General features: G+C 72.0%; 23 protein-coding genes. 9 read left to right on the forward strand and 14 right to left on the reverse strand.

Going from position 1 to position 19,026, the window contains the following annotated elements; translation table 11 throughout:
- The coding region (locus tag ACYVO7_RS11620) for a c-type cytochrome (RefSeq protein WP_460449988.1) at positions 1 to 569 on the forward strand (569 nt) is incomplete at its 5' end.
- A 9-nt stretch (positions 570 to 578) separates the two neighbouring features.
- Here the strand turns inward: ACYVO7_RS11620 and ACYVO7_RS11625 are convergent.
- Complete coding sequence (locus ACYVO7_RS11625) at positions 579 to 1,160, reverse strand: COG3904 family protein (protein WP_460449989.1); 582 nt, start codon at positions 1,158 to 1,160, stop codon at positions 579 to 581.
- 183 nt (positions 1,161 to 1,343) lie between these two features.
- On the opposite strand from ACYVO7_RS11625, the gene cls reads away from it, so the two are divergent.
- Positions 1,344 to 2,792 carry a cardiolipin synthase gene (cls, locus tag ACYVO7_RS11630; protein WP_460449990.1) on the forward strand — a complete coding sequence of 483 codons (1,449 nt, stop codon included), beginning with the start codon at positions 1,344 to 1,346 and terminating at the stop codon, positions 2,790 to 2,792.
- Here the strand turns inward: cls and ACYVO7_RS11635 are convergent, their stop codons facing one another.
- From ACYVO7_RS11635 to zwf, 3 genes are read right to left on the reverse strand one after another with little or no spacing between them, the layout of a single operon-like run.
- Entirely contained in the window at positions 2,793 to 3,734 is a 942-nt protein-coding gene (locus tag ACYVO7_RS11635; protein ID WP_460449991.1) for a magnesium transporter CorA family protein, read from the reverse strand.
- 26 nt (positions 3,735 to 3,760) lie between these two features.
- Complete coding sequence (locus ACYVO7_RS11640; protein ID WP_460449992.1) at positions 3,761 to 4,321, reverse strand: GNAT family N-acetyltransferase; 561 nt, start codon at positions 4,319 to 4,321, stop codon at positions 3,761 to 3,763.
- Positions 4,321 to 5,880 carry a glucose-6-phosphate dehydrogenase gene (gene zwf, locus ACYVO7_RS11645; protein WP_460449993.1) on the reverse strand — a complete coding sequence of 520 codons (1,560 nt, stop codon included), beginning with the start codon at positions 5,878 to 5,880 and terminating at the stop codon, positions 4,321 to 4,323. Before zwf ends, ACYVO7_RS11640 begins: the two co-directional genes overlap by 1 nt.
- 270 nt (positions 5,881 to 6,150) lie before the next feature.
- Here zwf and ACYVO7_RS11650 point away from each other — a divergent pair, with 270 nt between their 5' ends.
- Positions 6,151 to 6,444, forward strand: a complete 294-nt coding sequence (locus ACYVO7_RS11650; RefSeq protein ID WP_460449994.1) for a hypothetical protein — start codon at positions 6,151 to 6,153, stop codon at positions 6,442 to 6,444.
- A 55-nt stretch (positions 6,445 to 6,499) separates the two neighbouring features.
- Here ACYVO7_RS11650 and ACYVO7_RS11655 read toward each other — a convergent pair whose 3' ends face one another.
- Complete coding sequence (locus ACYVO7_RS11655) at positions 6,500 to 6,805, reverse strand: hypothetical protein (RefSeq protein WP_460449995.1); 306 nt, start codon at positions 6,803 to 6,805, stop codon at positions 6,500 to 6,502.
- A gap of 183 nt (positions 6,806 to 6,988) precedes the next feature.
- Here ACYVO7_RS11655 and ACYVO7_RS11660 point away from each other — a divergent pair, with 183 nt between their 5' ends.
- On the forward strand, positions 6,989 to 7,267 hold the full coding sequence (locus ACYVO7_RS11660) for an acylphosphatase (RefSeq protein WP_460449996.1): 279 nt from the start codon (positions 6,989 to 6,991) through the stop codon (positions 7,265 to 7,267).
- Here the strand turns inward: ACYVO7_RS11660 and ACYVO7_RS11665 are convergent.
- The 3 genes from ACYVO7_RS11665 to ACYVO7_RS11675 are packed head-to-tail and all read right to left on the reverse strand — an operon-like array spanning position 7,264 to position 10,273.
- Positions 7,264 to 7,578, reverse strand: coding sequence for a lipid-A-disaccharide synthase N-terminal domain-containing protein (locus ACYVO7_RS11665; RefSeq protein ID WP_406858417.1), 315 nt, complete (start codon positions 7,576 to 7,578; stop codon positions 7,264 to 7,266). The genes ACYVO7_RS11660 and ACYVO7_RS11665 overlap by 4 nt on opposite strands.
- Positions 7,578 to 8,366: a glycosyltransferase family 2 protein gene (locus tag ACYVO7_RS11670; RefSeq protein ID WP_460449997.1), complete on the reverse strand. Its 789-nt coding sequence runs from the start codon at positions 8,364 to 8,366 to the stop codon at positions 7,578 to 7,580. Before ACYVO7_RS11670 ends, ACYVO7_RS11665 begins: the two co-directional genes overlap by 1 nt.
- Positions 8,363 to 10,273 (reverse strand): ArnT family glycosyltransferase, encoded by a 1,911-nt coding sequence (locus ACYVO7_RS11675; RefSeq protein ID WP_460449998.1) that lies wholly within the window; start codon positions 10,271 to 10,273, stop codon positions 8,363 to 8,365. Before ACYVO7_RS11675 ends, ACYVO7_RS11670 begins: the two co-directional genes overlap by 4 nt.
- 273 nt (positions 10,274 to 10,546) lie before the next feature.
- Here ACYVO7_RS11675 and ACYVO7_RS11680 point away from each other — a divergent pair, with 273 nt between their 5' ends.
- From ACYVO7_RS11680 to ACYVO7_RS11690, 3 genes are all read left to right on the forward strand, one after another.
- Entirely contained in the window at positions 10,547 to 10,876 is a 330-nt protein-coding gene (locus tag ACYVO7_RS11680; RefSeq protein ID WP_460449999.1) for a hypothetical protein, read from the forward strand.
- A 283-nt stretch (positions 10,877 to 11,159) separates the two neighbouring features.
- Positions 11,160 to 11,498, forward strand: a complete 339-nt coding sequence (locus tag ACYVO7_RS11685) for a hypothetical protein (RefSeq protein ID WP_460450000.1) — start codon at positions 11,160 to 11,162, stop codon at positions 11,496 to 11,498.
- Positions 11,499 to 11,617: 119 nt separating this feature from the next.
- Positions 11,618 to 12,604: a class I SAM-dependent methyltransferase gene (locus ACYVO7_RS11690; RefSeq protein WP_460450001.1), complete on the forward strand. Its 987-nt coding sequence runs from the start codon at positions 11,618 to 11,620 to the stop codon at positions 12,602 to 12,604.
- Here the strand turns inward: ACYVO7_RS11690 and ACYVO7_RS11695 are convergent, their stop codons facing one another.
- Complete coding sequence (locus ACYVO7_RS11695; protein ID WP_460450002.1) at positions 12,605 to 13,063, reverse strand: hypothetical protein; 459 nt, start codon at positions 13,061 to 13,063, stop codon at positions 12,605 to 12,607. It lies immediately after the preceding gene.
- Positions 13,064 to 13,215: 152 nt separating this feature from the next.
- On the opposite strand from ACYVO7_RS11695, the gene ACYVO7_RS11700 reads away from it, so the two are divergent.
- Both ACYVO7_RS11700 and ACYVO7_RS11705 read left to right on the forward strand, forming a co-directional pair.
- The gene (locus ACYVO7_RS11700; protein ID WP_460450003.1) at positions 13,216 to 13,419 is read left to right on the forward strand and encodes a hypothetical protein; all 204 of its coding nucleotides are present in this window, start codon (positions 13,216 to 13,218) and stop codon (positions 13,417 to 13,419) included.
- Between the two features lie 177 nt (positions 13,420 to 13,596).
- A complete protein-coding gene (locus ACYVO7_RS11705) occupies positions 13,597 to 14,025 on the forward strand; it encodes a hypothetical protein (RefSeq protein WP_460450004.1) in 429 nt (142 codons plus the stop codon).
- Between the two features lie 8 nt (positions 14,026 to 14,033).
- On the opposite strand, the gene ccoG is transcribed toward ACYVO7_RS11705, so the two are convergent.
- The 5 genes from ccoG to ACYVO7_RS11730 form a co-directional block, all read right to left on the reverse strand.
- Positions 14,034 to 15,515 (reverse strand): cytochrome c oxidase accessory protein CcoG, encoded by a 1,482-nt coding sequence (gene ccoG / locus ACYVO7_RS11710; protein ID WP_460450005.1) that lies wholly within the window; start codon positions 15,513 to 15,515, stop codon positions 14,034 to 14,036.
- 99 nt (positions 15,516 to 15,614) lie between these two features.
- Positions 15,615 to 16,502, reverse strand: a complete 888-nt coding sequence (locus tag ACYVO7_RS11715; protein WP_460450006.1) for an SUMF1/EgtB/PvdO family nonheme iron enzyme — start codon at positions 16,500 to 16,502, stop codon at positions 15,615 to 15,617.
- 60 nt (positions 16,503 to 16,562) lie between these two features.
- Positions 16,563 to 17,696, reverse strand: a complete 1,134-nt coding sequence (nirK, locus tag ACYVO7_RS11720; RefSeq protein ID WP_460450007.1) for a copper-containing nitrite reductase — start codon at positions 17,694 to 17,696, stop codon at positions 16,563 to 16,565.
- Positions 17,697 to 17,818: 122 nt separating this feature from the next.
- Positions 17,819 to 18,157 (reverse strand): hypothetical protein, encoded by a 339-nt coding sequence (locus ACYVO7_RS11725; RefSeq protein ID WP_460450008.1) that lies wholly within the window; start codon positions 18,155 to 18,157, stop codon positions 17,819 to 17,821.
- Positions 18,158 to 18,278: 121 nt separating this feature from the next.
- Positions 18,279 to 18,971: an NnrU family protein gene (locus ACYVO7_RS11730; RefSeq protein WP_460450009.1), complete on the reverse strand. Its 693-nt coding sequence runs from the start codon at positions 18,969 to 18,971 to the stop codon at positions 18,279 to 18,281.
- Between the last annotated feature and the right edge of the window lie 55 nt (positions 18,972 to 19,026).

Genomic DNA, 19,026 nt, shown 5'->3' on the forward strand with positions numbered 1-19,026 from the left:
CCCCCGCCCCCCCCCCCCCCCCCCCCCCCCCCCCCCCCCCCCCCCCCCCCCCCCCCCCCCCCCCCCCCCCCCCCGCCGCGGACCCGGAGACGGAGGCGCAGGTTCAGGCCCAGGCCGAAGCGGAGGCCGAGCTGCACGACCCCGCCGACATCGTCGCGGCGACGTCCGCCTCCGCCGGCGGACGCGTCGGGCTGCTCGTCGCCGCGCTCGTTCTGGCGGCGATCGCCGCGGCCGGGTGGTTCTGGTCCGACTCGGCCTGGCGCAAGCGCGAGCAGGCGATCGCGCTGGCGGGAGCGGACCCGACCCGCGGGCCCGAGCTCTTCCGCCGCTATGGCTGCGGCGGCTGCCACCTGCTGCGGCCCGTCCCGCAGGCGAACGGACGGGTCGGCCCGCCGCTCGACGGCGTCGGCTCGCGCGTCTATCTGGCGGGCGTGCTGCCCAACACGCCGGACAACCTCGTGCGCTGGATCTACGATCCCCGCGGCGTCTCGCCCCGCAGCGCGATGCCGAACACGGGCGTCTCGGAGGCCGAGGCCCGCGAGATCGCCGCCTATCTGCTCAGCCGCTGAGGGCCGCCCTCATCGCGTCGCCGTGACATGCATGGCCTTGATGTCGCTGCGGTTCAGCCAGGCGATCTCCGGCGCCGCGGTGCCCATCATCTTGGCCACGACCCCGACCGGCACGCCATATTTGACCGCGTAGGACGCCATGATGGCCGTGCCTTTGTCGCTCGAGCCGCGGCTTGTGAAGGCGGTGTGCACCCCGATGCGGGCCGTGCGCGAGGCCAGCCGGCGCGACCCGGCCGCGAAGATCATGAAGCAGCCGCTGGCGCAGGTGTCGACCACATAGGTGGGCAGCCCGCGCCGGCGCACCGTCTCGGCGATCGCGAGGCTCTCGCCCAGGAACCCGCCCGGCGAGTCCAGCGCCACCAGGCCGACCCGCCGACGGGACTCGTCGAGCCGGATCAGCAGCTCGGCGAAGCGCAGGCTGTCGCCGGTGTCGATCTTGCCCTGGATGACGACGGCCAGCGGACCGCGCCTGCCGGGCTCGAGCACGCTGAACGTCGCCGCCGACGCCGGCGCCCCGGCGCAGAGGGCGCCGGCCGCAACGCAGAGCGCGGCCAAGCCGGCCCGCCAGACCCTTGAACCTGTAGGATGCATGAGACCCTCCCGCCCTGGCCTCAGGCTCGCTCCGGCCGGCCCGCGCGTCAACCGCTCGCCGTGCGGCCAATCGCGCCTGAGCAGCGCCGGGCCAGGGCGTCTGGCCCGCATTCTTTGCGTTTCGCGGCCGCCGTGCTTCCTTTCCGGGGGGCGCCGTTCGGGATGCGTCCGGTAGAGGGAGCGATGGGCGGATCCTGGCTGGGCGTCGCGGCGGCGCTGGCGCATGGGGTGATCGTGATCGCGGCGCTCGTGGTCGTGCCGGGCGACCGCAAGCCGTCCTCGGCGACGGCGTGGCTGCTGCTGATCACCGGCGCGCCCTTCCTCGGGCTGGCCCTGTTCCTGATGATCGGCGACCCGCGCCTGCCCCGCCGGCGGCGCGAGCTGCAGGCCCGGATGGGCGAGGCGATCGCGGCTTCGCTCGCCGCCCTGCCGCCCGAGCGCCTCGCGCTGTTCGACCCGCAGGTGCCCGCCCGGGACCGGCGGCATGTGGAGCTGGCCCGGAGCCTGGGCGGCATGCCGGCGACCGGCGGGAACAGGCTCGACCTGCTGTGGGGCTATGACGGCATCCTGGCCCGGATGGTCGAGGCGATCGACGCCGCCACCCGCTATGTGCATGTGGAGTTCTACATCGTCGCCCTCGACGAGACCACCGAGCCCCTGTTCGCCGCGCTGGAGCGGGCCGTCGGCCGGGGCGTGAGGGTGCGGCTGCTCTTCGACCAGATCGGCTCGCGCAAGTTCCCGCGCAAGCGGGAGATGCGGGAGCGGCTGACCCGGGCCGGCGTCGAGTGGCGTGCCATGCTGCCGATCCTTAGCGTGCGGGAGTGGCTGCGCTTCGACCTGCGCAACCACCGCAAGCTTCTGGTCATCGACGCCGCGGTGGCTTTCACGGGCTCCATGAACCTCATCGAACGGGGCTACCACCGCACGGACGGCCTCACCTACGAGGAGCTGTGCGTGCGCATCGAGGGGCCGGCCGTGCTCGAGTTCGACGCGGTCTTCGCGGTGGACTGGCTGTCGGAGAGCTTCGGCAAGCCGGGCGGGATCGCCGCGGCGGCGCCCCCCGCGGACGCCGGTTCGGCCGGGGCCGTGGCCCAGGTGCTGCCCAGCGGCTCGGGCTTCGACGACGAGAACAATCTTCGCCTCTTCACCGCGCTGGCGCACGCCGCCCGGCGCAGCCTGACGATCGTAACGCCCTATTTCGTGCCGGACGAAGCGCTGATGCTGGCCATCACCAGCGCCGCCCGCCGGGGCGTGACCGTGACGCTGGTCAACTCCGAAGCGGTCGACCAGGCCGTGGTGGTGGCCGCCCAGCGCTCCTTCTACGAGGAGCTCCTGCGCGCCGGGGTCGAGATCCGGCTGTACCGGGCGCCCGTGCTGCTGCACGCCAAGTCGGTCGTGGTGGACGACAAGATCGCCACCATCGGCAGCAGCAATCTCGACATCCGGTCCTTCACCCTGAACATGGAGGTTACGCTCGTGGTCTATGACCGCGCCTTCGTGGTCCGGCTTCGCGAGGTGATCGGCGGCTACGTCGCCAACGCCAGCCGCCTGACCCTGGAGGACTGGCGTCGCCGCCCCGTCCGCAAGCGCCTGGTCGAGAACATCGCCAGGCTCACCGCCGCCCTGCAGTGATCAGAACCAGCCCCGCACCTTGAACCAGACGAGCGGCAGCACCGCGCTGAGCACGATCGCCAGGACGGCGAGCGGGTAGCCGTACCGCCAGTCCAGCTCCGGCATGGCCTTGAAGTTCATGCCCCAGATCCCGGCGAAGACCGTCGGCGGAATGCCCGCCACCGACGCGATGGTCAGCACCTTGAAGACGTCGTTCTGCTCGATGGTGATGAAGCCCAGCACGGCGTCGAGCAGGAACTGCACCTTGTTGGCGAGGTGGCCCTCATAGTCGTTCAAGGAGGCGATGTCCTTGGTCACCGCCGCGAGGCGCACGCGGATCTCGGGCCCGATCCAGGCGTTCCCGACGTCGCTGGCGAAGGAGGCGATGCGGCCGACGCCGAGCAGGACGTCGCGCGCCTGCGACACCCGCTCCCCGATCCCGCCGAGATGGCTGAGCGTGACCCGCAGCCGCAGGGTGGAGCGGACCGCGTGACGGGGGTTGGAGGGATCGCCGCGAAACACCGACCGCGAGGTCTTCTCCAGCTGCGCGCCGAGGTGCTCCAGCACGTCCGCGCCGCGGTCGACGATGGCCTCCAGAAGCGCCACGAACACGCCGACGCCGCTGGCGAGCGTCTCGTCCTTGCGGATCTGCTCGGTCACGGCGTCGAACGCGGCGAGCTCGTCGTAGCGGATCGTCACCAGCAGCCTGGGCGACAGCACGAAGCCCGCCGGCGAGACATGGTGCTCGTCGTCAGGGCCGCGCCCCACCACCGGGGTGCTGAGATAGAGCACGTCGCCCTCGACGATCAGCCGGCTCGACGCCTCGATCTCGCTCAACTGGGCGCGGGACGGCGTCCGCAGGCGGGCGCGGCTCTCCACGAAGGCGCGCTCCTCGTCGGTGGGATCGAGCAGGTCGATCCAGATCACGCCGGGCGGCAGGTCCAGGCCGGTGCTGGCGCGCACGGCCCCGTCTTCGTCGCGGTAGAGCGTCAGCACAGGGCGGCCCGCCCCAGGCTGGGCGCAGCCGCGCGGAAGCGCTCCGCGTCGAGGCGCGACACGACGGTCTCGTGCGCCGCGGCCTCGTGCGGGAACCGGTCGGCGAAACGCCGCGCCTCGACGAAGCCGAGGCGCCGCGCGACGGCGAGCGAGGCGGCGTTGCGGGCGTCGACCCAGGTCTCCAGGCGCTCGAGCCCGAGGGCGTCGAATGCGAATCCGAGAGCCGCATGGCAGCCCTCCGTGGCGAGCCCGCGGCCCCACAGGTCCCGCCGCAGGATGTAGCCGAGGCCCGGCTCTCCCGTCGGGGCGTCGAGCAGATAGACGAGCCCGGCCGGCGCGCGCCGGGCCTTCAGCCGCAGCGTCCAGGCGCCATGGGCCGACCGGCGCAGCGCCTCGACGACCTCGCGGGTCTCGTCGGGATAGCGATGCGCCGGGCTGTCCCAGAAGCGCATGGCCTCGTCGTCCGAGAAGGCGTCGAAGAGCCCGCCCGCGTCGGCCCCCTCCAGGGGCGCGAGGCTGAGCCGCTGCGTCTCCAGCGCCGTCGCGTCGCGCATCACAGGGGCCGCCAGCGGCGTCCGTCGCGGGCCAGCAGTTCGTCCGCCTCGGCCGGCCCGGCGCTTCCGGCCGGGTAGGACGCAAGGGGAACGCCGCCCTTCTTCCAGGCGTCCAGGATGGGCTGCACGACGCGCCAGCCCGCCTCGATGTTGTCGGCCCGCTGGTAGAGCGTCTGGTCGCCGATCATGGCGTCGTAGATCAGCGTCTCGTAGCCGGTGCTGGGCTGCATCTGGAAATGGTCGGCGTAGGAGAAGCTCATCTGGACCCGCTCCAGCCTCACCTCCGGCCCGGGACGCTTGGCCCCGAACTGCAGCGAGATGCCCTCGTCCGGCTGGATCTGGATGATCAGCCAGTTGCCGGGGCAGCGCTCCACGCCCGTGCCGCGAAACAAGGCCAGCGGCGCGTGCTTGAACTGGATGGCGATCTCGGTGTCGCGCACGGTGAGCGACTTGCCCGTCCGCAGGTAGAACGGAACGCCGGCCCAGCGCCAATTGTCGATCATCAGCTTCATGGCCACATAGGTCTCCGTCTCGCTCTGGGGCGAGACGTCCGGCTCCTGGCGGTAGGCCCGCCGCGCTTCGCCCTTCACGGTCCCGGCGCCGTACTGGCCGCGGACGACGCGCGTCGCCGCGTCCTCGGGCGACAGGGTCTGGGTCGCGGTCAGCACGTCCTGCTTGCGGCTGCGCACCGCATCGGCCTCGAACGAGGCCGGCGGCTCCATCGCGGTCAGGGTGTAGAGCTGGAAGAGGTGGTTCGGCACCATGTCGCGCAGCGCCCCGGTGGTCTCGTAGAAGCGGCCCCGCTTCTCCACCCCGACGGTCTCGGCGACGGTGATCTGGACGTGATCGATATGGTCGCGGTTCCAGATCGGCTCGAAGAAGCCGTTGCCGAACCGGAACGCCATGATGTTCTGCACCGTCTCCTTCCCGAGGAAATGATCGATGCGGTAGATCTGGTCCTCGTCCAGCACGGTTCGGATCTCGGCGTTCAGCGCCTTGGCGCTGGCGAGGTCGTGGCCGAACGGCTTCTCGATGATGACGCGGCGCCAGGCCTCGCCCTCCTGCCGGGCGAGGCCGGCCTCTCCCAGGCGCCGGATCACCGGCCCGAACAGGGCCGGCGCCACCGCCAGATAGTAGAGCACCCCGCCCCGAGCCCCCCGCCCGCCCCGGCTGGCGGCGATCCGCTCGCCCAGGCGTTGGAAGGTCGAGGCGTCTTCGAGGTCGCCGGCGAGATACTCCATCCTGGCCACGACCCGCTCCCAGGCCGGGCCGTCGACCGCCGAGCCGGCCTCCTGGCCGGGCCGCGACGCCGTGAAGCGCTTCAGGGCGGCGGTGAGGTCGGCCTTCAGCGCGCCCTCGTCCTGCTCGGTCCGGCCGACGCCGATCACGGCGAAGTCCTCCGGCAGGAGCCCCCAGCGCGACAGGTTGTAGAGCGCCGGGGTGAGCAGACGGTGCGTCAGGTCGCCGGTCGCGCCGAAGATCACCAGCGTGCAGGGGCCGGCGGGATGCGCCACGGCGCGGCGTTCGGATGCGGTCTCCACGGCGCCCGGGTCGTTCATGGCTTGCCTCCTGATGCGGCGCGTCCGAGCGCAGGTCCCATGCGGCCTCGGCGCCGGCCGGCTCGCGCCGGCCTGAGGCCTCGCCGCCCCCGGGCCGCTGCACGCGAAAGTGTTGCAACCACGTGACGACAACTCGCGCAACGGCGGAGAGTTTGCCGCGGGCCTCCGATTGGCCCCGGGCTTGCACGACGCCCTGTGTCCGAAACCCGCGTCCGACCGGCTCGTCCGTCGATGCTGTCGGTCCGGCGCGGCCCCACTGTGGAGGGCCTCATGCGCGCGCTTGCGTTGGCGTCGATGGTTCTGGCTGCGTCACCGGCCATGTCCCACTCCTGGTATCCCTGGGAGTGCTGCTCCGACAAGGACTGCGAGGCGCTGCCTCCCGACAGCGTCCGCATCATGCCGAACGGCTATTTCCTGCCCAATGGCGAAACCATCGCGTTCCGCGACGTCCGGATGTCGCCGGATCGCGATTTCCACTGGTGCAGGCACGCCTGGGCTCGGGAGAGGGTGATCCAGCCGGCGGGCGACAAGGTCTGCCTGTTCGCCCCGATGGGCGGCGTCTAGCGCAGGGTCCGTCGCGGCCCGGGCCCGCCAGGGCCTCTGGGCCGCGGCGACCTCGTTACGGGCAGATATAGCCGCGCGCGCCGTCCGGAGCGCAGCGCGCCCCGTTGGGCAGGACGACGCCGCCGCGTCCGTCCGGGTTCACCCGCGCGCCGTTCGGCAGCGTGAAGCCGCCGGAGGGATCGGCCGCCACGACCGCGCCGTCCGGCAGGATGTAGCCGCCCGAGCCGTCATAGCTGATCCGCTTCGCGCCCGGACTGACCGGCTGGACGGCCGAAGGCGACGACGGAGCGGAGACCCTCGTGGTCGAGGGCATGCAACCCGCGACGCCCGCCGCGACCAGGACGATCATTCCGATGCGCATTGAAAACCCCATTGTTACAGCCCAACCTGGGCCATTAAACCCGAATGCGGACGCCTGCCAAGCGTTCCGCGACGTCCCGGAAAGCGGCCCGATCCGCGGCCGATGTCACAAAAAGCACACAGGGCCGGGCGATGCGGCCCGACACGCGCCAGCACGCGTCCGGCCCAGCCCCAGGAGCGCAGCATGACCCGCAATGTCCGAGTCGTCATCACCGGCCGCGTGCAGGGGGTCGGCTACCGCGCCTGGACCGAGCGCCACGCCGTCCGCAGGGGCCTGTCCGGCTGGGTGCGCAACAGGGCCGACGGCTCGGTGGAGGCGGTGTTCTGCGGCGAGCCGCAGGCCGTCGACGACATGCTGCTGGCCTGCCGCCACGGGCCCCGGATGTCCGAGGTGGCCCAGGTGACGGCGGTCGACCACGCCGAACCCGTCGCCGCCGGCTTCGCCATGCTGCCGACCGCCTAGCCGCGCTCCTTCAGGATCAGCATGACGTTGCGCACATAGATGAACACCGACAGCGCCTGGCCCAGGATGATGACCGGTTCTCGCCGGACGATGCCGTAGACCAGCGTCATCAGGCCGCCGAGCAGCGAGAAGAACCAGAAGGCCATGGGCATGACGCTGCGCCCCGCCCGCTCGCTCGCGATCCACTGCACCAGGAAGCGCGCCGTGAACAGCAACTGGGCGCCGATGCCGAAGGCCAGCCAGAAGTCGAAGCGGGCGATGAAGACGTCCCAGAGGTAGTCGGCGAGGCCGTGCGAGAAGGCGACGAGCATCAGGCGTTCTCCCGCGGGGCCCCGGACGGCTGGATCTCGACGGCCTGCGGGACGCGCCGGCGGCGGCGGATGAGCCACCACACGCCGGCGAGGTCGAGGATGCCCACCCAGAGACGGTCGAAGAAGCCGTAATTCGACACCCCCGTCAGGCGCGGGCGGTCGATGACGTCGACCAGCACGACCTCGTAGCCCTCGCGGCGGACCAGGGCCGGCATGAAGCGGTGGAGCGCGTCGAAATAGGGCAGCGCCAGATAGGCCTCGCGGCGCACGGCCTTGAGGCCGCAGCCGGTGTCGCGGGTGCCGTCCTTGAGGACGCGCGAGCGAACGCCGTTGGCGACGCGCGACTGCAGTTTCTTGAAGCCCGTGTCCTTGCGGCCGAGGCGCTGGCCGGCGGCCAGCCCGGCCCGCGGCCCCGCCGCCTCTAGCGCGGCGACGAGCCGGGGGATGTAGGCCGGGTCGTTCTGGCCGTCGCCGTCGATGGTGACCACGATGGGGGCGCGGGCGGCCCGCGCTCCGGTCCGCACCGCGGCGCTCTGGCCGCAGCTCTGGGCGTGGCGGATGCAGCGCAGCCACGGGCGCGCAGCCGCAAGTTCGCGCAGGACGGCCGGCGTGCCGTCGCTCGAGCCGTCGTCGACATAGACGACCTCGAACGGACCGTGCGGCGCGCACGCGGCCTCGATCTCGGCGACCAGCGGGCCGACATTGTCCTGCTCGTTGCGCACCGGGACGACCACGCTGATGCGCGGCGGCGCGGCGGCCTCCGGGCCAGCCTCGGGCGTGACGCTCATGGAGGGCTGGCCTTCGGCGCGGCCGCGTCCGGCGCGGGTTCGGCCGGCGCGGGCTCGGCCGGCTTCGGGGCCTCGGGGGCGGCCGGCGGCGGCGTGGGCTCGGACGTGGACGCGTTGGGCGGGGATTCGGCCTTGGGGGCGTCGGCCGCCGGCGCGTCGGGCTTCGCAGCCTCGGCCGGAGGGGCCGGAGCGGGCGCCGCCGGAGCAGGCGCGGAGGCGTCGCGCAGATAGACGCCGATGTCGAGCCGGCGCCCGCCATTGAGGTTGAGGCCCTGCACCCGCTCCGTCAGGCGCGGGGTGAGCCCCTCGTTGCGGGCGGCCTCGATGAATTGCGGCTCCATCGACCGCACCACGAAGGCGATGCGGCATGGCGACTGCGCCAGGAAGCGGGCGGCCCCCTCGCCGTCCGTCATGGCGAGGTCGGTGCCTCCCAGGAAGACGAGGCTGGGCTCGCGGTATCCGGCGGTCGCCAGCGCCGGCGCGGCGCAGCCCGCGCCTTGCCCGGCCGTCCGGGCCGCGGCCATGAGCCTCGGGCTGAGAGCGGTCGTCCGGAACGCGGGCAGCGCGAAGGCGTAGACGCCCCAGCACACCGCGAGCGCGGTCAGGGCCGCGTAGATCGCGGAGGTGCCGAACAGGCCGTCCACGATGGCGCGCCAGGCCAGCGCCGAGAGCGCGACCGCGCCCGCCAGGATGGCGAGCGCCGCGACGGGCAGCGTGCGCTCATAGTGGAAGAACCCGACGGCCACGGCGCCCAAAAGCGCGACCGCCACCAAGGGCAGCAGCGCGGCTACGACCTTGGGGCCCCAGCCGCGCAGGGCGAGAGCGCCCTGCTCGGCCGCGATGCCGGTGAGGATGGCCAGCGCCGGGTAGAGGGGCAGCACGTAATGCGGCAGCTTCGTAGGCACCAGCTCGAAGACGATCCACATCGGGATCGCCCAGGCCAGCGCGAAGAGCACGGTCGGCGAGCGCCGCGCCCGCCACACGAAGGGCAGAGCCAGCAGGAAGAAGGGCGCGAGCGGCCAGGCGGTGGCGAAGAAGGCCGCCAGATAGGACCCCGGAGGGGCGCCGTGGGATTCCTTGCCGGAGCCCACCTTGGCCAGCATGTCCTGTCCCACCGCCTCCTGGAAGAAGGCGCCGCCGCTCTTCAGCGTGATCGCCACCACCCAGGGGGCGACGATGAGGACGACGAGCGCGAGGCCGGGCAGCGGCCGCAGCCGCTTCAGCCAGGCGGCGCGGCGGTCCGCGACGGCGAGCGTCAGCGCGGCGAGCCCGACCACCGCCGGCGTGATCGGCCCCTTCACCAGGACGCCCACGCCGATGGCGGCCCAGAACGCCGCCGCCCAGCCCCAGGAGAGGCGCCAGCCCCGGTCGTCCTGGTTCATGTAGACGCGGGCCAGCGCGGCCATGGCGATCGCCACCGTGGCGGCGACCACGGCGTCGGTCTTGGCCAGGCGCGCCTCGACCCCGAGCAGGATCACCGAGGCCGTGAGGAGCGCGGCGACGAAGGCCGCCCTGCGCGTGGAGAGCGCCACGGCGGCCGCATAGGTGAACAGCACCGTCAGGATCGCGCCCAGCAGCGAGGGCAAGCGGTAGAGCCAGATCGTGGTGCGGGCGGCGGGAAGCCCCAGCGCCTCGCCGGCGGACACCGCCGCGGCCTGCATCCAGTAGATCCCGACGGGCTTCTTGTGGCGCGCCTCGCCCTGGAAGCGGATGTCGACGGGGTCGCCGGTCTCCAGCATCTGCTTCGACGCCTGGGCGAATCGCGGCTCGTCCCGATCCATGGGCGGCATGCCGCGCAGGCCCGGCGCGAACAGGGCCAGGCAGATCACCACCAGCATCGCGGCGGCCCGCGCGTGGCTGGCCTCGACGAAACCGAAAAGGCGCTCGAAGAGCGGCGGAGAGGACATGGACGACCCCGGCAGAGCCTCGCGTGTGAGAGGCGGCCCTCCCGAGCCGAGGCGGCCCGGCGGGAGGCATAAGGGCTTTCGCGGGAATTTCCAACCCGCTCGAGTCGCGGGAGGCGATCGGGGGCCGGCGGGGGCCGGGGCGAGGCTGTCGCGCCGGGTGCACCTCATGCCCGATGCGGTCAAGACGGCGATGTGCGCTGCCGCACATCATTCAGGTGAAAAGAACCAAGACTGGGCCCTGGGCGTCGCCTGGGCTGAACATGGGGTTGGCACGTGTCGAAAGTATCCGCCTTGACCCATGAGTTCGCCCGTCAGCTTCGCGCCATCGGGCGTCGGTCGGCGCTGAGCGACCAGGAGCTCCAGGCTCTGGTCAGGGCCGTTCGGCTGACGCTGGCCGCGCCGTCGCCCGCCATGCTGCGGGCCGGCTGGGGCCACCATCTCAATCTGACCGACGAACTCGGCCTGGAATTCGCGCAAGACGACTATTCGCGGATGATGGAAGCCGCTTTCGCCTCCGCGGAAAGCAGTTTCGAGCCGGACGACGCCGGTCAGGACTGTTTCAACCTCGTCGAACGCGCTTCCGACGCTCCTGTCGCCTCGTAATCGAGCCGGCTCGGCCGTGTTGGCGGGCCTGCTTTGTAGGTTCCGAGCGGCGAAGTCCAGTTCCCGACCGGCTGTGTCCTTTCTGTGACGGTCGAATGATCGGAATCAGAGTAGTATCCAGACATTGCAACTTCCTCCCTGACTTCGGCCCCGCTCCGGCGGGGCCTTTTCTATGCGCAGGCGGAAACGGCCCCGGCTTGCGTCGAATTGGACGCATTTCGGCGACGAACCGATCACGGGTTCGTGGGAGCATTCAGGCGTGGGGCGGAGATCCGCAAAGACCATGATGATGCGCCGGAACGAAAGCTTCGCCGAACTGCAGGTCGCCAACTCCCTGCTGCGCAGCGCTCTCACCGACCTGACCACCGCCTTCGCCCTGACCCATCCGGGAGACGCGGTCCGGGAACTGGAGCGGCTTGCGCTGCAGTGCCGGGAACGGGCGGCCTACATCCTGGGACGCATCCCTCCCGACGCGCCGCGCAGCGCCGTGCTGGAGGAGATCTCCGACCAGATCTTCGACGCCCTGCTCGACGCCAAGCTGCGCCTGGCCGTCCGCCCGCCGCCCGAACCGCTTCGCCCCGCGCCCGATCGGATCGCGCTCGCGGGCTCCCGGGCCGGCTGACGCCGCGCCCGCCGGGCGCTTTTGCCAATCGTCAAATCTCGTTAACCATCGCGCGAAGTCATGCGTGACTTGTCCCGGATCCTGACGTTCGTGTTAACGAATCGTTAAGGAGTCGCAGGATGAGGCTGATCGACGTCGCCCGGTGCCCTCGCTGTCTGGGCGCCATCGCGCCTCTCGGCGAGCGCTTCGCTTGCCAGAACGCAGAATGCGGGCTGTCGAAGCGCAGCTTCATGAGCGTCAGCGGGCAGCCCGTTCTCGTCGATTTCGAAGCCAGCATCTTCACCGAAGGCGCGTTCCAGGACGGCCGGGGATCGGTTCGCCCCCGCGACGACACCGGAAGGTCGCTGAAGACCCGCCTGAGGGAGCTCGTGATCGGCAGCAATCCGGTCGCCGCCGCCATGTGCGCGCGCCTCGTCCGGGAGGCCAAGCGCGAGCGGCCGAGGCCGGCCATCCTCGTCATCGGCGGCGGCGCGGTCGGCTCGGGCGCCTCGGAGCTGTACGAAAGGGACGACATCGATCTCGTCTGCACGGACGTCTACGCGTCCCGCCACACCCATTACGTGGCGGACGCCCACAAGCTCCCCTTCGCCACGGGCGCGTTCGACGCCATCTGGATCCAGGCGGTGCTGGAGCACGTGCTCGATCCGGCCATCGTGGTGGCGGAGATCCACCGGGTGCTCCGCCCCGGCGGACTGGTCTACGCCGACACGCCCTTCATGCAGCAGGTCCATGAGGGCGCCTATGACTTCACCCGCTTCACCCTGAGCGGGCATCGCTGGCTCTTCCGGAGCTTCGAGGAGGTGGACTCGGGCCCGGTCGGCGGCGCCGGCACGGCGACGATCTGGTCGATCCGCTACCTGCTCCGGGCGCTCGGCGCGCCGGACAAGGCCGCGACGGCGCTCACCCTGCCCTTCTTCGCGCTGCGCTTCCTCGATCGCGTCGCCCGGCGCCGCAACAACGCGGACGCGGCCTGCGGCGTCTATTTCATGGGCAGGCGCAGCGAGGCGCCGATCCGGCCGGCCGACATGCTGGCCTATTACGAGCGCCAGGCGGCGCAGCCGCGGTCCCGTCCGCGCGCCGACGGCCTCACGGCGGCCGAGGCCTGATCAGCCCTTGGCCCGCAGCGTCTGGCCGGCGGCGAGGCCGGCCAGCATCTCCGGCAGGCTGAGGACGCCATTGGCCACCCGGCCGGCCTCCTCGCGGTCCAGGCCGCGCTCCGGGCCGTAGTGGATCCAGCACACCGACGTCATGTTGACGGCGCGGATCAGGAAGAATCCCGCGCCTTCGAGCAGCTGCCACGGCAAGGGCAGCCTCTGGAAGTTGACGGGCGCCCAGGCGGTTTCCGGCGGGTCGATCGCGCCCATCAGGACCGGGATCTGGGCGATCGCTCCCGCAGTCCACAGCGCGTCGTCGAGGAGCAGCCGGTCCTTAGGGTCGCCGTCGTCGATCGAGAGTTCGCCCGCGTCCACGAAGGCGAGGCGCAGGCCAGTCGCATCGGCGACGGCGTAGCCCCCGGTCTCGCGCGAGACCGACCACGGCGGCGGAAAGTGTCGCAATTCGGACATCACGCGCAGCAATGGCCGTCATCCATGGCCAGCGCAAGGGGCGCCTCCCGCTTCGCCCCCGGCGAGCGGCGTGAGCTTCGCCTGTTAGCGCACCAAATGTTGCGGGGGCATTTGCCATGAAGCACGCTCCGGCGCCACTTAAGGGACCCCCGATGCCCGACGCCCTAATCCAACGCGCGGACGAACTTCTCCGCCAATCCAGCATCGAGCTCGCCCACGCCAGGACGCTGCGGGAGGAGCTGCGGACCGCCAGGGTGCTCACGGCGGAGGCCGTCCGCCAGTTGGCCGATTTTCGTCGCCGCCTGACGGAGGAACGCGTCAGCGAGGCCGCGGCGCGCGGCTCGCAGAACGGCTGAACCGGGACCCACCGCCCTTCAATTGAAGGTTCGTGCGCGAGTGAACATGGGCGGCGGCGGCGGAACGCTCGCTGCGCCCCGGCCATTTTGGCGCCCCACTAGGGCCATACAGCATACATGAAACTACCCGTCGCCGGCTGCGTCGCAAGCCGGCGCCCACGGAGTTGTTGCTGGACGATGCCCGAACTCAGGATCTACCCGCTCTACGCCAAGACAGACGGCTCGGTGGTGTCGCTCGGCGACGTGCGGTCCTTCGATGACGCGGCGGCGGTCGTGACGGCGGCGCGCCACATCCGCGAGCAGGCGGACCTCGGCACGATCGGCGCCGAGGACGTGGTGTGGATGATGGGACCGGGCGGCCGGGTCGTCCTCAGGCCGGTCCAGGTCAGCCAGGCCCCCGCCCCTCCCCCTCAGCCGATCCGGGCGGCGCCCGTTCATGTCCGGCCGCGCAACAGCCCGCCCTTCTGCGGCTGCGAGGTCTGCGGCTCCGGGCGGCGCTGGGGCCTGCGCCACGACGCGGTCCGCCCGATCGCGGGACTGCCGGAGCTTTCCGGCCCGTGGCGCCGCTTCGAGGCGGCGGGGCTGGAGCCCGCCGCGCCCGCCTGAGGCTGCGGCTAGGGCGCGGCCATGAACGTGTCCGCCGCCTGGAAACGGGCGGCCCCCGACATCTCCCGCGCCTCGAAGACGACCGGGCCGGACGCCGCGCCGGCGCCGGTCAGCGTCGCCCGGACCTCGACCGTGGCGTCCCCCTCCGCCTCCACGGTCTGGCTCCCGATCAGCGCCAGAGCGACGTCTGCGCCGCCCTTCACGGCGATCGCGAAGGTCCTGGCGCGCCGGTCCTTGTTGACCAGGCGCAGGGTGTATCCGTTGCGGACCCTGCCGTCGGAGAGGCGGACGGCCGTCGGGTTGCGGTCATGCAGGACGGTGAGCGACCCGGCCGCGCGCTGCGCCAGCGCGACGCCCATGCCGCCTGCCAGCGCCAGCGCCGCTGCGGCGAGGCCCAGGGTCTTGGGCCGGATCACGCGCCGGCTCTGCGGCTCGCGGCGGCGGCCGCGCTCGATATTGGTCCAGCTCTCATAGGCGATCAGGCCGGTCGGCCGGTTCAGCTTCGTCATGACGCCGTCGCAGGCGTCGACGCAGAGCCCGCAATTGATGCAGGCGAAGTTCGGCCCCTCGCGGATGTCGATGCCGACGGGGCAGACCGTGACGCATTGCAGGCAGTCGACGCAGTCCCCGGCGGGCTCGCCGGCGGCGCGCAGCTGCTCGGCCTTCTTGGCCGAGCCTCGCGGCTCGCCGCGATAGTCGCGGTAGTTGACGGTCAGCGCCTCGGGATCCCAGATCGCGCCCTGCAGCCGCGGCCACGGGCACATGAAGGTGCACACCTGCTCGCGGGCGAAGCCCGCCAGCAGGTAGGTGAGGCCCGCGATGATGGCGACCCACGCATAGGCCAGCGCAGAGGCCTCCCCGGCCAGGAGGTCGCGCAGGGTCTGGGGCGCGTCGCCGAAATAGAGGACGAGGCCGGCGCCGGTCCAGGTCGCGATGGCGAGCCAGGCGGCGTGCTTGGCGGCGAGCTCGGCGATCCGCCTCGGGCCGAGCCCGGCCTCGCGCTTGCGCAGCCTTTCGCGCCTGTCCCCCTCGATGGCGCGCTCCACGGCGAGGAACAGATCCGTCCAGACGGTCTGCGGGCAGAGGAAGCCGCACCAGACCCGGCCCGCCACGGCGTTCAGGAGGATCAGGACGAGCGAGGCGAGGATGAGCAGTCCGGTGAGGTAGTAGAGCTCCTGCGGCCAGATCTCGATGAAGAACAGGTAGAGCCGGCCCTTGACGAAGTCGAAGAGCACGGCCTGGCCGGGCGCGTCCGGCCCGCGGTCCCATCGCAGGAAGGGCAGCAGCCCGTAGACGGCGAGGCAGAGCGCCAGGGTGGTCCATTTGATCCGCCGGAAACGGCCCTTCACCGATTGCGGCGTGACCGGCCCGCCGCGCCTGGGCGCGTCGGCCTTGCGGCGGGGAGCGCTCGGCGCCGCCGGCGCGCGGACAGGCGCATCGGCTTGCGGGAGGGGCCGGCGGCGGGCGTGGGAGATGTCGAGGGCGACCATGGGAGCTCCGGGGGAACGACGTCCCCCACCCGTAGTCCGAACCGCGGCGCGGCTGTTTGTCGGGGAGCAAAGACCGGAGCGGTCGCCGCGCCGGGCCCGTCAGGCGCGCGGCGACAGCCAGGACCGGATGCGGGACGCCAGCGCCGGGACCAGGCCGGCGTCGTCCCGGACCAGGCGGAAGCCCAGATTGGTGGGCGGGGCGCCGACCGAGCAGCCGCCCGCGCGGGCGTCGCGCACGAAATCGGTCACATAGGCGCGGTGCTGCCCTTCCACGACGCGCACGCCGCAATTGACCGTGCGTGGGCCGGTCGGCTCGCCGGAGGCGTCGAGGCCCTGGCGCAGGAAGCAGGTGTCGGTCCACTCCCAGACATTCCCGGCGAGGTCGGCGAGGCCTCGCCGGTTCACCCCGAAGCCCCCGATGGGGCGCGGCGCCTTCTCGGCGAACGCCGGGCGGGCCGATTCCTGCTCGTATTTGGCCAGCCAGCGCTGGCTGAAGGACTCCGTTCCGTCGTCGCCCAGGACGGCGTCGTCATGGAAGCGTTCCTGCGCCGCATAGGCCCATTCGGCGTCGGTGGGCAGGCGCCAGGCCTCGCCCGTCTGGCGCGAGAACCAGGCCGCATAGGCGGTCGCGTCCTGCCAGCTCACGCCGGTGGCGGGCAGGTCGGGCCGGCCGCCCTCGCCGCCGCTCCGGCGGTCGCAGGCGCCGGCCGCGACGCAGCGGTCGAATTCGGCGGCGCTGACCTGGCGCTGCATGACGATCAGCGGCGTGCTGAAGGCGTAGGTCCGCAGCGGCGCGTTGACGGTGCGCCCGGCCTGGGCGAAGTCGCCCGCGACCCGATACTGGAAGGCGCCCGGCGCCACCGTCACCACCGCGGGGCGTTCGGACGGCTCCGTCGGGAGATGGGCCAGGCCGGTCGCGCCCGCCAGCGGCGCGGCGGCCAGGAGGGCGACCTTGAGGACGAGCTTGGTCTTGACGATCGCAAGCATGGCGTGAGCCTCCGCGAGCAAGGGAGGAGCGGCCCGCCTCGGACGGGCCGCCCCGGGCCGTCAGTGCTTGTGGGCCGCCGGAGCCATGTCGAGCGCCCCGGTCTTCTCGCCGGCGCCGATCGGGCCGGGAGGCGTGACCTGCTTCATCAGGTCGTCGTTCCACTTGCCCTCGACCTTGAAGTGCGCGGTCGCGCCCAGCTCCACGGCCTCGATGAGGTTGTGGTTCACATAGGCGTAGATGCCCGGCTGCTTGAAGGCGTAGAGCGCCGCGCCGGCCGATCCGCCGCGGATGAACCAGGTCTCCAGGTCCTTCTCGGGCCGGTTGGCGAATTTGCCGCTCTCCCACACATAGTCGCCATGCCCGCCGATCAGGTGCGGACGGGTGTCCCGGTTCGCCTGGCTGTGGACCAGCAGCACCTGCTCGCCGACCTTGGCGGTGAGCGCGTTCTTTCCCGTCAGGGCGCCGACCTTGCCGTTGAACACCTCATGGGTGGGGATCAGCTTGCGCATCACCTCGACCTGCTCGGGATAGGCCTCGCCGGCGCTCTCATAGGACTTGAACTTGCCCTTCTCGTCGCGCGGAACGTAGAAGTCCTGCTCGCCGATGTAATAGGCCTTGTCGTAGCGCAGCGTCTTGCCGTTCTCGTCCTTGAGGCCGTCGCGCGGCAGCACCATCACGGCGCCGTTCATGCCGGAGGTGACGTGCCAGGGGATCATCGCCCCGCCCGGCGCGCAGTGATAGACGAAGACGCCGGCCCGGTCCGCCTTCCAGCGCAGCACGGTCTGTTCGCCGGGGTTCACCATGGTGAGCTCGCCGCCGCCCAGCCCGCCCGTGGCGGAGTGGAAGTCGATGTTGTGGGCCATCTGGTTGGTGTCGGGGTTGACCAGCGTCAGCTCGACATAGTCGCCCTGGTGGACGACCATCAGCGGGCCGGGCACCGACCCGTTGAACGTCATCGCGTGGATCTTCGTCCCCTCGTTGTCGATGACGAGCTCCATCTCCTGGATGGTCATCTTGAACTGGACGACCTTGGGGCCGGACTTCGTGGCCTGCTCATGGGCGTGGATGAAGGGCGGCGGGACGAGCTCGACCTGCTCGCGGGGGAGCTTCGCGACGTCGTCGGCGAGCGCCGGGACGGCGGCGACGAGGGAGGCGAAGGCGGCGGCTGCCATCATGGCGCGGCGGGTGAACATGGAAGTCTCCGTGGGTTGATTTCTTTGTTCCACGGATGAGACCATGCGCCGCGGCCGGCCTGTCTTCTTTGCTGCGCGACAAAGTTCGCGAGATCTTGTCGCGGCGGCGCCGGCCCGGCGCCTCAGGCCGCCAGCGCCGGGGAGGAGAACACCGCCTCCTCCAGGCGCTCGAGCACGTCGGCGAGCCTGTCGTGCAGGGTGCGGGCCAGCGAGTCCCGGTTCAGCGGAACGGCGCGGGCGGCGCGCGCGGCGCAGTTGATCGCGAACTGGACGTCGGCGAGCGGCAGGTCGGCGCGGACCTGCCCGTCCCGCGCATGGGCCCAGCCTGCGTCGGCGATGGCGCGCATCCGGGCCGCGGGGCGGTGGTCGCCGGCATGGAAGCCAAGCGTCTCCGGCGGCAGCGCGACGAGGAGCTCCAGCGCGGAGAACTGCGCGGCGGGCATGCTCAGGCGGATCTTCATGGCGTCGTCCCCACGGCGAAGGCGCGGGTTCGCGCCGGCCAATCCAAGATGTAGACGGCCGGGAGCCCGCGCTGAATACGTCAATGACCCGATGCGTGTTTCGCCGGAGCGCCGCGCCCGTTCAGAACCAGGCCAGGAGCCCCGCCAGCGGGTCGCGGCCGATCAGCAAAGCGTGGCCCTGGCCCACGAACCACGCATAGAACAGGAGCGCGGCCGCGGCCGGCGGGCCCAATTCGCCCCAGCGCGCGGCAGGGGCCCTGCCGCCCAGCAGCGCCGCGAAGGGCAGGATCGAGGTGCGGCCCGCCAGCTCGGTCCAGCGGGCCTCTCCGAGGCGCAGCCGCGACTTGCGGTCGAGCAGCGCGAAGCCGGCGGCCGAGAGCGCCGCCATCGCCCCGAAGGCGACGACCGGGACGAGCCTCCCGTTCGGCGGGATGTGCGCGGCGGCCCAGAGCAGCAAGCCCCACAGCACGGGATGGCGCGTGACGCTGACGATGGCCGGCGCCTCGCCGCCCGCCCGCAGGCTGATCGAGAGCGGGTTGGGGGCCATCAGCCCCGCCAGGATCAGGACCAGCGAGAACGGCGTCGCGACGAACGGCACCAGCCACTGCCAGGCCGCCGGCTCCCACAGCACGACCGGCTCGGCGGCGAGCCCCGCCCGGACCACCCACGCCAGCAGCGCCAGCGACAGGACGGAGTAGCCGGCCAGATAGGCGGGTCGTCCCACCCGGGCGATCAGCCAGGGCCGGACTCCCGGGGCCGACGGAACCAGATGGGCCAGCAGGAAGGCGCCGAGCGCCGCGAGGAACTGCGTCATGGAATGCTCTTCGCCCGCCTGCGGCGCGGGCGTCTTTGTCTGGGGTCAAGGTCCG

This window comes from Alsobacter sp. SYSU BS001988, assembly GCF_054796215.1.

Coding starts and splice junctions, on each gene's coding strand:
- ACYVO7_RS11715 (WP_460450006.1), bottom strand. CDS start 16,502: ATGCTTGCGATCGTCAAGACCAAGCTCGTCCTCAAGGTCGCCCTCCTG.
- ACYVO7_RS11695 (WP_460450002.1), bottom strand. CDS start 13,063: ATGTCCGAATTGCGACACTTTCCGCCGCCGTGGTCGGTCTCGCGCGAG.
- ACYVO7_RS11725 (WP_460450008.1), bottom strand. CDS start 18,157: ATGAAGATCCGCCTGAGCATGCCCGCCGCGCAGTTCTCCGCGCTGGAG.
- ACYVO7_RS11650 (WP_460449994.1), top strand. CDS start 6,151: ATGCGCGCGCTTGCGTTGGCGTCGATGGTTCTGGCTGCGTCACCGGCC.
- ACYVO7_RS11690 (WP_460450001.1), top strand. CDS start 11,618: ATGAGGCTGATCGACGTCGCCCGGTGCCCTCGCTGTCTGGGCGCCATC.
- cls (WP_460449990.1), top strand. CDS start 1,344: ATGGGCGGATCCTGGCTGGGCGTCGCGGCGGCGCTGGCGCATGGGGTG.
- ACYVO7_RS11705 (WP_460450004.1), top strand. CDS start 13,597: ATGCCCGAACTCAGGATCTACCCGCTCTACGCCAAGACAGACGGCTCG.
- ACYVO7_RS11685 (WP_460450000.1), top strand. CDS start 11,160: ATGATGATGCGCCGGAACGAAAGCTTCGCCGAACTGCAGGTCGCCAAC.
- ACYVO7_RS11640 (WP_460449992.1), bottom strand. CDS start 4,321: ATGCGCGACGCGACGGCGCTGGAGACGCAGCGGCTCAGCCTCGCGCCC.
- ACYVO7_RS11655 (WP_460449995.1), bottom strand. CDS start 6,805: ATGCGCATCGGAATGATCGTCCTGGTCGCGGCGGGCGTCGCGGGTTGC.
- ACYVO7_RS11665 (WP_406858417.1), bottom strand. CDS start 7,578: ATGCTCGTCGCCTTCTCGCACGGCCTCGCCGACTACCTCTGGGACGTC.
- ACYVO7_RS11675 (WP_460449998.1), bottom strand. CDS start 10,273: ATGTCCTCTCCGCCGCTCTTCGAGCGCCTTTTCGGTTTCGTCGAGGCC.
- ccoG (WP_460450005.1), bottom strand. CDS start 15,515: ATGGTCGCCCTCGACATCTCCCACGCCCGCCGCCGGCCCCTCCCGCAA.
- ACYVO7_RS11670 (WP_460449997.1), bottom strand. CDS start 8,366: ATGAGCGTCACGCCCGAGGCTGGCCCGGAGGCCGCCGCGCCGCCGCGC.
- ACYVO7_RS11700 (WP_460450003.1), top strand. CDS start 13,216: ATGCCCGACGCCCTAATCCAACGCGCGGACGAACTTCTCCGCCAATCC.
- nirK (WP_460450007.1), bottom strand. CDS start 17,696: ATGTTCACCCGCCGCGCCATGATGGCAGCCGCCGCCTTCGCCTCCCTC.
- zwf (WP_460449993.1), bottom strand. CDS start 5,880: ATGAACGACCCGGGCGCCGTGGAGACCGCATCCGAACGCCGCGCCGTG.
- ACYVO7_RS11660 (WP_460449996.1), top strand. CDS start 6,989: ATGACCCGCAATGTCCGAGTCGTCATCACCGGCCGCGTGCAGGGGGTC.
- ACYVO7_RS11625 (WP_460449989.1), bottom strand. CDS start 1,160: ATGCATCCTACAGGTTCAAGGGTCTGGCGGGCCGGCTTGGCCGCGCTC.
- ACYVO7_RS11730 (WP_460450009.1), bottom strand. CDS start 18,971: ATGACGCAGTTCCTCGCGGCGCTCGGCGCCTTCCTGCTGGCCCATCTG.